Annotated in this window: 9 protein-coding genes, 1 tRNA gene, 1 pseudogene and 1 other annotated feature; of the genes and pseudogenes, 7 read left to right on the top strand and 4 right to left on the bottom strand. The window is 68.6% G+C overall.

Annotation, left to right across the window (positions count from 1 at the left end; all coding sequences use genetic code 11):
* Positions 1–459 precede the first annotated feature (459 nt).
* A pseudogene (locus AL072_RS33245) lies at positions 460–1,688 on the top strand (IS3 family transposase); the annotation flags it as partial.
* Positions 744–860: a sequence feature (AL1L pseudoknot), on the top strand. (Overlaps the previous pseudogene by 117 nt.)
* Positions 1,689–1,852: 164 nt before the next feature.
* Here AL072_RS33245 and AL072_RS04065 read toward each other — a convergent pair.
* A tRNA-Ser gene (locus tag AL072_RS04065) sits at positions 1,853–1,943 on the bottom strand.
* Positions 1,944–2,012: 69 nt separating this feature from the next.
* Positions 2,013–2,828: an alpha/beta hydrolase family protein gene (locus AL072_RS04060; protein WP_045581407.1), complete on the bottom strand. Its 816-nt coding sequence runs from the start codon at positions 2,826–2,828 to the stop codon at positions 2,013–2,015.
* A gap of 113 nt (positions 2,829–2,941) precedes the next feature.
* Between AL072_RS04060 and AL072_RS04055 the strand changes: the two genes are divergently transcribed.
* Both AL072_RS04055 and AL072_RS04050 read left to right on the top strand, forming a co-directional pair.
* Positions 2,942–4,192: a glycosyltransferase family 4 protein gene (locus AL072_RS04055; protein ID WP_082108974.1), complete on the top strand. Its 1,251-nt coding sequence runs from the start codon at positions 2,942–2,944 to the stop codon at positions 4,190–4,192.
* A 55-nt stretch (positions 4,193–4,247) separates the two neighbouring features.
* Positions 4,248–5,126, top strand: a complete 879-nt coding sequence (locus AL072_RS04050; RefSeq protein ID WP_082108862.1) for a TIGR01459 family HAD-type hydrolase — start codon at positions 4,248–4,250, stop codon at positions 5,124–5,126.
* A gap of 30 nt (positions 5,127–5,156) precedes the next feature.
* Here AL072_RS04050 and AL072_RS04045 read toward each other — a convergent pair whose 3' ends face one another.
* Positions 5,157–5,390 (bottom strand): ribbon-helix-helix domain-containing protein, encoded by a 234-nt coding sequence (locus tag AL072_RS04045; protein WP_045581408.1) that lies wholly within the window; start codon positions 5,388–5,390, stop codon positions 5,157–5,159.
* Between the two features lie 396 nt (positions 5,391–5,786).
* On the opposite strand from AL072_RS04045, the gene AL072_RS04040 reads away from it, so the two are divergent.
* The 4 genes from AL072_RS04040 to AL072_RS04025 all read left to right on the top strand — a co-directional run bounded on the left by AL072_RS04040 (position 5,787) and on the right by AL072_RS04025 (position 9,806).
* Positions 5,787–6,929, top strand: coding sequence for a coiled-coil domain-containing protein (locus AL072_RS04040; protein ID WP_245636748.1), 1,143 nt, complete (start codon positions 5,787–5,789; stop codon positions 6,927–6,929).
* A 24-nt stretch (positions 6,930–6,953) separates the two neighbouring features.
* Positions 6,954–7,865 carry an SH3 domain-containing protein gene (locus AL072_RS04035; RefSeq protein ID WP_245636747.1) on the top strand — a complete coding sequence of 304 codons (912 nt, stop codon included), beginning with the start codon at positions 6,954–6,956 and terminating at the stop codon, positions 7,863–7,865.
* 276 nt (positions 7,866–8,141) lie between these two features.
* The gene (locus AL072_RS04030; protein ID WP_045581411.1) at positions 8,142–8,408 is read left to right on the top strand and encodes a hypothetical protein; all 267 of its coding nucleotides are present in this window, start codon (positions 8,142–8,144) and stop codon (positions 8,406–8,408) included.
* A 165-nt stretch (positions 8,409–8,573) separates the two neighbouring features.
* On the top strand, positions 8,574–9,806 hold the full coding sequence (locus AL072_RS04025; protein WP_045582518.1) for a BaiN/RdsA family NAD(P)/FAD-dependent oxidoreductase: 1,233 nt from the start codon (positions 8,574–8,576) through the stop codon (positions 9,804–9,806).
* 161 nt (positions 9,807–9,967) lie between these two features.
* On the opposite strand, the gene ahcY is transcribed toward AL072_RS04025, so the two are convergent.
* Positions 9,968–11,281, bottom strand: coding sequence for an adenosylhomocysteinase (gene ahcY, locus AL072_RS04020; RefSeq protein ID WP_045581412.1), 1,314 nt, complete (start codon positions 11,279–11,281; stop codon positions 9,968–9,970).
* Positions 11,282–11,417 lie beyond the last annotated feature (136 nt).

Here is an 11,417-nt window from a genome sequence, read left to right as displayed (position 1 = left end):
GGCCGAATGGGCAGGCTGTCGATTGCTGTAGGTTTCGATGTAGGCGAATACCTCCCGCGGCGGGTTTGGCCGCGGGTTTCGAACCGGGGTCGATGGACCAACTCGTCCTTGAAGGTGTGGCAGAAGCTCTCCATGGGTGCATTGTCGTGGCAGCCGCCCTTGCGGGACATGGACTGCCGCATGCCGGCAGCCTGCAGCAAAAGGCGGTAGTCTCGGAAGGTATGGCTTCCGCGATCGGAATTTTGGATGAGGCTCGCGGGCGGCCGCTGGCACTGGATGGCCAATACCAGGCCCAATGTGGCGAGTTTGGCGCGCATATGGTCGGCGCATCGCCCAGCCCACGACCTTCCGGATCCAGGACAAGCACTGCCGCCAGACATAGCCAGCCCTTGCCGGTGGGAAGATTTGAACCGCACCGGGATTCCCGGAGGCCCCGTTTCTTGAGAGAGTGGGGTCATCATGACGAAATCTGCATCACCCAAATACGCCCCTGAAGTCCGCGAGCGCGCGGTCCGGATGGTGTTCGAACACGAAGGCGAGCATGCCTCGCAGTGGGCGGCGATCAGCTCGATCGCGGCGAAGATCGGCTGCAATCCCGAGACGCTACGGAACTGGGTCCGGCAGGCCGAGCGTGACCAGGGCAAGCGATCCGGTCCGACAACGGACGAACAGGAGCGGATCAAGGCGCTGGAACGCGAGGTCCGAGAGTTGCGTCAAGCGGACGAGATCCTACGCAAGGCATCGGCGTATTTCGCCCAGGCGGAGTTCGACCGCCCGTTCAAGAAATGATCGCCTTCATCGACGCACACCGCGCCGTTCACGGGGTCGAGCCGATCTGCAGAGTGCTGCCGATCGCCCCGTCGACTTACCGCGCCCATGCCGCCCGGCGGGCCGATCCGTCCAAGGCGCCGGTCCGCTCGCGAAGTGATGCGGAGCTGGGTTTGGCTATCCGACGGGTCTGGGACGTGAACTTCCAGGTTTATGGGGTACGTAAAGTGTGGCGGCAGTTGCGGCGGGACGGTATCGACGTGGCACGCTGCACAGTGGCCCGGCTGATGAAACACATGGGTCTGAAGGGGGCGGCGCGTGGCAAGACGATCCGCACCACGATCAGCGACCGGGCGGCTCCCTGTCCCGCCGACCGGGTGAACCGCCAGTTCCTGGCGCCACGCCCGAAGGCCTTGTGGTTGGCGGATTTCACGTACGTGTCGACATGGCAGGGCTTTGTCTACGTAGCCTTCGTCATCGACGCATTCGCCCGCCGCATCGTCGGCTGGCGGGTGTCGCCCACCGCCCACGCCGACTTCGTCTTGGATGCCCTGGAGCAGGCGCTTCACGACCGCAGGCCCGCCAAGGGCAGCGGTCTCATCCATCACTCCGACAGGGGATCGCAATACGTTGCGATTCGCTACACCGAGCGTCTCATCGAAGCTGGGGTTGAGCCCTCCGTGGGTAGTGTTGGCGATTCCTACGACAACGCCTTGGCCGAGACCATCAACGGTCTCTACAAGACCGAGGTGATTCGGCGCCGCGGGCCATGGCGCACCCTGGAGGCTGTCGAGTTCGCCACCCTGGAATGGGTGGACTGGTTCAACAACCGGCGCCTGCTCGAACCCATCGGCAACATTCCGCCCGCCGAGGCCGAAGCGCGCTACTATGCTCAAACTGAGGACGTCGCCATGGCGGCGTACTCAAGCCAAATGGCCTCCGACAATCCCGGGGCGGTTCAGAGCCCGTATGCTGCCGCACCCTGGATACTGTGCGACGCATCGGCCGCACCACCCGTGGGGAAAAGCAAAAAGGCTCGGCGATTTGCCGAGCCTTTCCGATGGGTTGGAAACCCTTATCTCAGTGGCGGAGGGAGAGGGATTCGAACCCTCGATACGCTTTTGACGTATACACACTTTCCAGGCGTGCGCCTTCAACCACTCGGCCACCCCTCCGCAGAGGCCCGGGTTATAGCCAGAGGCTCGCGGCGACGCAAGCCCTCGATTCAACCCGGTGATATTTTTTTATGCGTCCCCGGATACCGTGCCAATCTCGTCCGCCAGGGTGCCGACGGTGCGGCACAGAAGTTCCAGATCCTGGGGTCGGGACAGCCGGTGGTCTCCGTCCTTGACCAGGATGACGCGGACATCGTTGCCGGTCAGCGTTTCGGCAATGCGCAGGCTGAGTTGCCAGGGCACGTCGGGATCGCGCTGGCCATGCAGCAGGCGGACGGGACCGTCGAAGGCGATGGGGCTGCCCCCGCGCAGCAGCATGTGGTTGCGGCCCTCCTCGATCAGGGCGCGGGTAATCGGCTGCGGTTCGGGACCATATTCCGACGGGCGGTTCCACACGCCGATCTCCATGATCCGGCGGCGGATGTCGGGCTCGAAGATGTCCCACATCAATTCTTCGGTGAAATCCGGGGCCGGCGCGATGCCGACCAGCCCGGCCACCCGTTCCGGACGGCGTAGCGTGGTCAGCAGCATCATCCAGCCGCCCATCGATGAGCCGACGAGGATCTGCGGCCCTGCCGTTACCCGGTCCAGCACCGCCAGCGCGTCGTCGGCCCAGAGGCCGATGGTGCCGTCGGAAAAGCGACCGCTTGAGGCGCCGTGTCCTTGATAGTCGAAGCGGGTGAAGGAAAGGCCGCGGTCGACCGCCCAGCGTTCCAGCGTGGTCGCCTTGCTGCCGGTCATGTCGGACATGAAGCCGCCGAGGAACATGATGCCCGGCTTGCCCTGCCCGGCGGGACCGGCAGGGGTGTGGTGATAGGCTATGGTCGCCGCACCGCGCGTTAGGCTATGGTGCGCGCCGCCCGGATGGGCTGCGGTTTCGGTCATACGGTCACCTTCGGCAACGGATACCGGCACGCGGTCGGATACCGGTTTCGATGGCGGCCGGCGGGCAGGAGCCCGCGACCACCCCGGGCCGCCCCTTCCGAGCAGCCGGCATCATGGATTTCGACCCCCACCTTACCACCGACCCGTTTCCGCGCAACGACGACGGCTCCGCCACCCCAAGCACCCATTGGCCCGGTATCCGCTGGCAGGGCGGAAAGGCGCCGACCGTGCTGCAGGTGGTGCCGACGCTGGTCACCGGCGGGGCTGAGCGCGGCTGCATCGACATGGCGCTCGCCCTGCAGGCGGCCGGCGGTACGCCATTGGTGGCGTCGGAGGGGGGGCCGATGGTGCGCGAACTCGACCGCGCACGCGTCCCACATCTGGCCCTGCCGCTGGCATCGAAGAACCCGCTGACCATCCGGCGCAACGCCCGCCGGCTCGCCGCCATCATCCGAGAGCACAAGGTGGACATTGTCCACGCCCGCTCCCGTGCCCCGGCTTGGAGCGCGTGGCTCGCCTGCAGGGCCACCGGCGCGCGTTACATGACCACGTTCCACGCCCCCTATAATTTCGGCTCCGGCCCGGTCGGCGGCAAGCTGAAGCGCTTGTACAATTCGGTGATGGCGCGCGGCGAGCGGGTGATCGCGATCTCCGGCTTCATCCGGGACCATGTGTTGGGCAATTATCCGATCGATCCGGAGCGCGTGCGCCTCATCCATCGTGGCATCGACCGCGGCGTCTTCGCCCCCGACCGGGTCAGCCCGGCGCGGCTGGTCACGCTCGCCAAACAATGGAACCTGCCCGACGACCGGCCGGTCATCCTGCTGCCCGGCCGGCTGACCCGCTGGAAGGGGCAGACCGTGCTGATCGATGCGCTTGCCAAGCTGGGACGCAAGGACGTACTGGCCCTGCTGGTGGGGTCCGACCAGGGCCGGACCGGCTACCGGGAGGAATTGGAGAACCGTATCGCAGCGGCCGGCCTGCGAGGCGCGGTGCGGATGACCGACCATTGCAGCGACATGGCGGCGGCCTACCTGTTGTCGACGGTCGTCGTCTCCGCCTCCCGCGAGCCGGAGGCCTTCGGGCGGGTGATCGTCGAGGCGCAGGCGATGGGCAAGCCGGTGATCGTATCGGCCATCGGCGCCTTCCAGGAAACCGTCATCCCCGGAGAGACCGCCTGGGTGGTGCCGCCGGACGATCCGGACGCGCTGGCCCATGCGCTGGACGAAGCCTTGTCGCTGACCCCCGACCAGCGCGAGGCCATCGGAACCCGCGCCATGGCTTTCGTTGCCGACCGCTACACCAAGGACCGCATGTGCGCCGAAACACTGGCGGTCTATGCCGAGTTGCTGCAACCACGCTGAGCCTGGCCCGTTGACGCAACACGATCTTCTTCCTCAATCGAAACGACCGGACACCATGGCCGACATCCGACAGATTTCCGGCATCGCCGAGGTCATCGACCGCTATGACGGGTTCATCCTCGACCTGTGGGGCGTGCTGCACGACGGCGAACGGCCCTATCCCGGCGTTCCCGACTGTCTCGACCGCATGCGCTCCGCCGGCAAGACCCTGTGCCTGCTGTCCAATGCGCCGCGCCGTACCCCCGGCGTGATCGAGAAGCTGGATGGCATGGGGCTGGGGCGCGAGCGCTACCACCATGTCATGACGTCGGGCGAAGCGACCTACGAGGCGTTGCGCGACCGTGACGATGCCTGGCATGTGGCGTTGGGCCGGCGCCTCTACCATATCGGGCCGGAGCGTGACACCGACGTCTATGCCGGGCTCGGCTACCAGCTTGCAGCGACGCCGGCCGAGGCGGACTTCGTCGTCAACACCGGCATCGTCACCTTCGGTGAAACGGTGGCCGACTATCAGCCGCAACTGGATGCCTGCCTTGCCGCCGGCCTTCCGATGATCTGCGCCAATCCCGATCTGGTGGTGATGGTCGGGCCGATGATGGTGATCTGTGCCGGCACGCTGGCCGCCCGCTATGAGGAGATGGGCGGCGACGTGCGCCAGCACGGCAAGCCCTATGCCCCCGTCTACGAGCGCTGCTTCAAGCTGCTGGGACTCGAGGACAGGAGCCGTATCCTGGCCGTGGGTGACAGCCTGCGCACCGACGTCGCCGGCGCCAACGCCGCCGGCATCGACGTGGCGCTGGTCACCGCCGGCATCCACCAGGAGGAACTGGGCGGCGCGGCGTGGGGTGAAGCGGTCAGCCCGGTCAACCTGCGCGCGCTGGCCGATGCGACGGGCCACATGCCGACCTATGCGGTGCCCAGCCTGCGGTGGTGAGTCCCCAGGGGCGGTTTCGCCCCTTTTTCCTCACTCCAGCGGAACGGCGTCGTCCAGCGCCCTGCGCAGCAGGGGCGATGGACCGTCTTCGGAAAATCCGCGACCGCCGATCGCCGTGCGGTAGTAGCTGACGATGAAGACGCGGATGGAGGCGGTCAGGTTCGCCTCCCCCCGGCGTTCGTCGATCTGGGAACAGATCTCATTCAGGGTGAGCCGCTCGCGCTCGCAGATTTCCTTCAGCGAGTCCCAGATATACGGCTCCATTCTCAGGCTGGTCCGACGGCCGCTCACCTTCACGTTGCGGCAGAGCAGTCCCGGCCCGTCCTTACCTCCGCCCGTGCCCCCCATCGGAAACCCCGTTCCCCATCCGTTGCGTGTTCCACCCGCCCGCGGGCAATACATCCATTTGTGTGAAGATATTGCAAGCGGCGTGTGCCATCCAAGTCAATTTCGACCCACGGTCGCGATGGAGAGCGACAATCGGGCGCAGGCGGGTATTGCGCAGGCGCTCCGATCGGCAGGTTGCCGGGAAAAGCCGCTTCCCTTGGCTTCCCCTTCGCTATACCAGTGCCGAACCACCTCTCGGGACGGGAGCCGGACGGTGGAAGAGGGGAAGGATCGGCGATGATGCAACCGGGGAACGGGGGATTCGCGGCTCGCGTGGCATCCCGCATCACGGCAGGGGTTCTGGCCGGCTGGATCGCGGTCGCCCTGCCGTCCGGACCGGCAGAGGCCGCCGAGCCGGCTGCGGCCTCATCCGAATCGATTCCCGAAACCGTCCTGCGCGCCCGGATCGAATCGCTGCTGCCCACCCCCTGGCGTATCGAGGCGCTGACGGTCGAACCCTTGCCGGCCCCCACGCCGCCGTCGGCCGAGCCGCATGCGGCGGCGCGGGTGACGGCACGGGTGGTGCTGGCAGCGCCGACCTATCTGGTGGACAGCCGCGAGGGGCCGGTGACCTTCCTGCGCCCGGCGGCGGAGGCCGGGCTGGCCAAGAGCTGGGTCGCGACGGCGCTCGCCACCCGCGACGCCTCCGGCTGGACCATCGCGCTGACCCCGCAGTCCCCCGGCCTGCTCGACGGGGTCGGCAAGCCGGCCGCCGAGCTGCCCGGCCGGACCGTGGTGCTGGGCACGCCGGAAGCAAGGATCCTGCGCGAGCAGCTGGACCGTGATGCCGCCCGGCGGCTGGCCGAAGAGAGCGACCGCCGCAAGCGCGAGGACGAGAGGCTTGCCCAGCAGACCGCCGCCGCCCGGGCCGAGGCGGGCCGCACCGAAAGCGAGCGCCAAGCCGTCGAGGCGCGCATCGCCCAGCTCGCCGACCTGCACGGCAAGCTGACCGGGGAAGATCGCGCGGCGCGGCTGGCCGCCTTCGAAGCGGCGTTGGGCGGCAACGACCCGGCGCTGCGCCAGACGGCGATGGAGGCGGCACTGCAAAGCCGCGACCCGGTCGTCGCCAATCTGGCGCTGAAGGACTGGATCGCACGGCGCCGTGCCGTGCCGGTCCAGCTCTATGCCACCAGGGAAGATCCCAGTTCCGAGGCGGTGGTGCAGAATCTGGGGCCGATGACGCTGGAGATCGACGGCTTCAACCCCGTCAACGGGGCGCTGGCCGGCAAGCTGGGTGCCCCGGGCTACAGCATCGCGCGGCCGTCCAGCATCGTCGGCGCGCTGGCGCAGACCGAACTGGCGGTGAACGCATTCGGCTGCGCCCTGACGCTGCGGCTGACCGGGCACCGGACCATGGACGGGCTGCTGCGCTGCCAGACCTTGCCGACGCTGATCGCCCGCATCACGCTCGACTGACGGGGCGGGCAGGCGATGGACAGGATGCGGCGGGGAACATTTCTGCGGATCGCCGGGATCGCCGGGCTGGCGCTGCTGCCGGCAGCGACGGCGGCCGAGCACTTTACCCCACCTGCGGCCCCCATCGTCGCGCTGCCTAGCCTCACTCCGGCACAAACCGCCTCTCCCCCGTTGACTCCCGGCGTGGTGTGGGAGCATCCGCCACTGGTTCCGGCCCCGCTGTCGCCCATCGGCCTCCCCGCATCCACACCGCCCCGTATCGCGGCAACCCCGGCCAAGGCCGCCGAACCGGCCCCCGTGCCGGCCTTCTCCCCGCCTCCCGTGCCGCCGGCAAAGCCCCAGCCCGCAGGCAATGAGATCGTCAGGGAGACCGCCAAGGAGGCGGCCAAGGCCGCCGTTCCCGCGCGGCGGACCATGGTCGCCACGGCCGGCATCTTTCTGCGCGCCGCGCCGGATGCCAAGGGCCGGGTGCTGGACACCGTGGAGAAGGGCGACCGTGTCGAGGCATTCGGTGCGCCGGTGAACGGCTGGCAACGGGTCGGCCGCGCCGGCAAGCCGCAGGGCTATGCCACCAGCACCTATCTGGCGGAGGTGGCGCCGGAGCGGGCCGGCCCCGACGCCTCCTCCACCTCCGCAGCCGTACCGAAGCCCGGCCGCTACGCCAAGGCCGCTTCCGAAGACCGCGGCTGCGCCCTGCCCGACGACCTGCCGGAGCGGGCAGGGCGGCTGCGCCTGGCCGCCGGGACCGTCGCCCGGCTGCGTGCCGCCGGCAACCTGCGCGTTGCCCCGGTCTGCGACGCCAAGGTGCTGGACGTGCTGGGCGCGGGCGAGCGCGTCACCGTGCTGGAGGCGGCCGGCGGCTGGTATCGCGTCGGGCGGAAGGGCAAGGCGCTGGGCTATGTCGGCGCCGCCCTGCTCGCCCCGGTCAAACGCTGAGCCGGGCGCCGAGCCGGGCGCTGAACCGGACGCCGGGGGCTCCATCCCGCAAAGCGGTACGGAGCTACCCGGAAGCTCGTCCGGCGGCCCCCGTGAAGGGGCTTGTTAGGCTGTGAAGAAGGATTCTACAACAAGGGGGAGGCCGAACCGCCGCGACCGAACGGAGCCCCCGACGCGCCCGTTCCGTTCGCCGGTTCGTCCACCCCCGCCGGCCATGCGGCGCCGGTCCGGCCGGGCGGGGGCGCGAAGCCACGACCGGAACAAGGATCCACCACGATGTCGACACAACACAAGCAAGCCATGGACGCGGTCCTGCAGGCCGCCGCGCACGACATCGTCGCCACCCTTCAGGAGCGGGAGATCAACGACCGCCACGGCGAGGAAGCGGATCTCGCCGTTCTCGACGTCGCCATCCTGCACGCCTACCGCGTCTTCATGCGCATCTGCGAGGAAAACGGCCTGGAGGTCGACGCGGGCTATTTCGCCGACCTCGCCGCCGATCTGGCGGAAGAGGTGGCGCAGGATCAGGATTACGAGGACTGAGGGCAGGCCCTCCCGGTTCGCGTTCCCGTCCCCGTTCTTGCCCCGCCCCCACCTTGACCATGCCCGCCATGGACGGGGTGGGGGCAATTTCCATTGTGAAAGCCCGCCCCCTTGCCCCATCGCACCCCTGACGTGGCCATCGTCGGCGCCGGCCCCGCCGGGCTGATGGCGGCGGAGATCGCTGCCGGCGCCGGCCTGCGGGTCGCCCTGTTCGACCACACGCCGACCCCGGCGCGCAAGCTGCTGCTGGCCGGGCGCGGCGGGCTGAACCTGACCCATTCGGAGCCGCTCGACCGCTTCCTGCCCCGCTACGGCGCGGCGGAGCCGCTGTTCCTCCGCCTGCTGGCGGAGTTCCCGCCCGACGCCCTGCGCGCCTGGGCGGCCGGGCTCGGGATCGAGACCTTCATCGGCAGCAGCGGCCGGGTCTTCCCGGTGCAGATGAAGGCGTCGACCCTGGTGCGGGCCTGGCTGCGGCGGCTGGACGGGCTGGGCGTCACCCTGCACAGCCGCCATCGCTGGACCGGCTGGAGCGGGGACGGTGCCCTGACCTTCCACCATGGCGGGGAGACCGTCACCGCCGCGCCGCGCGCCACGCTGCTGGCGCTGGGCGGAGCGAGCTGGCCGCGCACCGGGTCGGACGGCGGCTGGCTGCCGCTGCTGGAGGCACAGGGGGTGGAGATCGCCCCGCTGGTGCCGTCCAACATGGGCTTCGAGGTGCCCTGGTCCGACCATCTGCGCAGCCGTTTCGCCGGCCAGCCGGTCAAGAGCGTCGGCCTGTCCGCCGTCGACCGCTCCGGGACGGTCCGCCGCCTGAAGGGCGAGTTCGTCATCACCGAGACCGGCATCGAGGGTGGTGCGGTCTATGCGCTGAGCGCCCCCCTGCGCGACGCCGTCGCGGCCGACGGCTGGGCGACCCTGACGCTCGACCTGCTGCCCGACATGGACGGGGCCGAGCTGGTCAGGCGTCTGCGCCGCCGCGGTGCGGAATCGCTGTCCACCTTCCTGAAGAAGTCGCTGTCGCTGACCGGCCCGCGCGCCGCCCTGCTGCGCGAATTCGCCCCCGCCGCCGACCTGTCCGATCCGGTGGCGCTGGCCCGCCAGATCAAGGGGCTGGCGGTGGTGCTGACCGGCATCCGCCCGATCGACCGCGCCATCTCCTCTGCCGGCGGCGTCCGTTTGTCCGAGCTGGACGACCGGCTGATGCTGGCCCGCCGCCCCGGCCTGTTCCTGGCCGGCGAGATGCTGGACTGGGAAGCCCCCACCGGCGGCTATCTGCTGCAGGGCTGTTTCGCCATGGGCGTCGCGGCCGGCAAGGGGATGGCGGAGTGGCTGGGGCGGCTGGTTCCCTCTCCCGCCCCGGGAGAGGGAAGGGACCCAAGCGAAGCTTGGGAAGGGTGAGGGGTGATCCAAGGATTGATGATCCATGTCCGGAATGCCCCTCACCCTCCCCACTTCGTGGGTCCCCTCCCTCTCCCGGGGCGGGAGAGGGAAATATACGTGCCGCAAAGAAGAAGGGCCGTCCCACCGGGACGGCCCTTCTTTTCCAACCCTACGCCCGCTCAGTAGCGGTAGTGGTCCGGCTTGTAGGGGCCGGCGGCCGGCACGCTGATGTAGGCGGCCTGCTTTTCGGTCAGGGTGGTCAGCTTGGCGCCGATCTTGTCGAGATGCAGGCGGGCGACCTTCTCGTCCAGGTGCTTGGGCAGGACGTAGACCTTGTTCTCGTAGTTGGCGGCGTTGGTCCACAGCTCGATCTGGGCCAGCACCTGGTTGGTGAAGCTGGCGCTCATCACGAAGCTGGGGTGGCCGGTGGCGCAGCCCAGATTGACCAAGCGGCCCTGGGCCAGGACGATCAGGCGCTTGCCGTCGGGGAACACCACCTCGTCGACCTGCGGCTTGACCTCTTCCCAGACCAGATTGCGCAGGGCGTCGATCTGGATCTCGCTGTCGAAGTGGCCGATGTTGCAGACGATGGCGCGGTCCTTCATGGCGCGCATGTGGTCGATCGTGATGACGTCGACATTGCCGGTCGCCGTGACGAAGATGTCGCCCAGCGGCGCCGCCTCGTCCATGGTGATGACCTGATAGCCTTCCATCGCGGCCTGGAGCGCGTTGATCGGGTCGATCTCCGTCACCATGACGCGGGCGCCCTGCGAGCGCAGGCTGGCGGCCGAGCCCTTGCCGACGTCGCCATAGCCGGCGACAACGGCGACCTTGCCGGCGACCATGACGTCGGTGGCGCGCTTGATGCCGTCGACCAGCGATTCACGGCAGCCATAGAGGTTGTCGAACTTCGACTTGGTGACGCTGTCGTTCACGTTGATGGCCGGAACCTTCAGCGTGCCCTTCTTCATCATCTCATAGAGGCGGTGGACGCCGGTGGTGGTCTCCTCCGACAGGCCGCGGACGTCGTCCAGCATCTCCGGATACTTGTCGTGCATGATCTGGGTGACGTCGCCGCCATCGTCCAGGATCATGTTCGGGGTCCAGCCGGCATTGGGACCAGAGGCCGGGCCGCGCAGCGACTGCTCGATGCACCACCAGAACTCCTCCTCCGTCTCGCCCTTCCAGGCGAAGACCGGGATGCCGGCGGCGGCGATGGCGGCGGCGGCCTGGTCCTGGGTGGAGAAGATGTTGCAGGACGACCAGCGCACGGTCGCGCCGAGCGCGGTCAGCGTCTCGATCAGGACGGCGGTCTGGATGGTCATGTGCAGGCAGCCGACGATGCGGGCACCGGCCAGCGGCTTGGAGGCGCCGAACTCCGACCGCAGGGCCATCAGGCCCGGCATCTCGGTCTCGGCGATGGTGATCTCCTTACGGCCCCAGTTCGCGAGGCTGATGTCCTTGACCTTGTAGTCCGTGAATTCGGCGGCCATGAGGGGATGACTCCTGGAGGGCGGTGGTGGTTCTGGAAGCAGCGGTTCGGGAGCCGGTGATCAGGGTTTGCCGGATCCCCGGCCTTGCCGCTGCGATTGACCAAGGGTGTATCAGCGCTCCACCTCCCATGCAAGC

Origin of the sequence: Azospirillum thiophilum, assembly GCF_001305595.1 — a bacterium.
In the GTDB taxonomy this organism is placed as follows: domain Bacteria; phylum Pseudomonadota; class Alphaproteobacteria; order Azospirillales; family Azospirillaceae; genus Azospirillum; species Azospirillum thiophilum.
This window is presented reverse-complemented; position numbering and strand designations above follow the sequence as displayed.

Bases quoted from the DNA above. Each gene is read 5' to 3' on its own strand.
- AL072_RS04025 (WP_045582518.1), top strand. From the start codon at position 8,574: ATGGCGGCGGAGATCGCTGCCGGCGCCGGCCTGCGGGTCGCCCTGTTC.
- AL072_RS04035 (WP_245636747.1), top strand. From the start codon at position 6,954: ATGCGGCGGGGAACATTTCTGCGGATCGCCGGGATCGCCGGGCTGGCG.
- AL072_RS04060 (WP_045581407.1), bottom strand. From the start codon at position 2,828: ATGACCGAAACCGCAGCCCATCCGGGCGGCGCGCACCATAGCCTAACG.
- ahcY (WP_045581412.1), bottom strand. From the start codon at position 11,281: ATGGCCGCCGAATTCACGGACTACAAGGTCAAGGACATCAGCCTCGCG.
- AL072_RS04045 (WP_045581408.1), bottom strand. From the start codon at position 5,390: ATGGAGCCGTATATCTGGGACTCGCTGAAGGAAATCTGCGAGCGCGAG.
- AL072_RS04055 (WP_082108974.1), top strand. From the start codon at position 2,942: ATGGATTTCGACCCCCACCTTACCACCGACCCGTTTCCGCGCAACGAC.
- AL072_RS04050 (WP_082108862.1), top strand. From the start codon at position 4,248: ATGGCCGACATCCGACAGATTTCCGGCATCGCCGAGGTCATCGACCGC.
- AL072_RS04030 (WP_045581411.1), top strand. From the start codon at position 8,142: ATGTCGACACAACACAAGCAAGCCATGGACGCGGTCCTGCAGGCCGCC.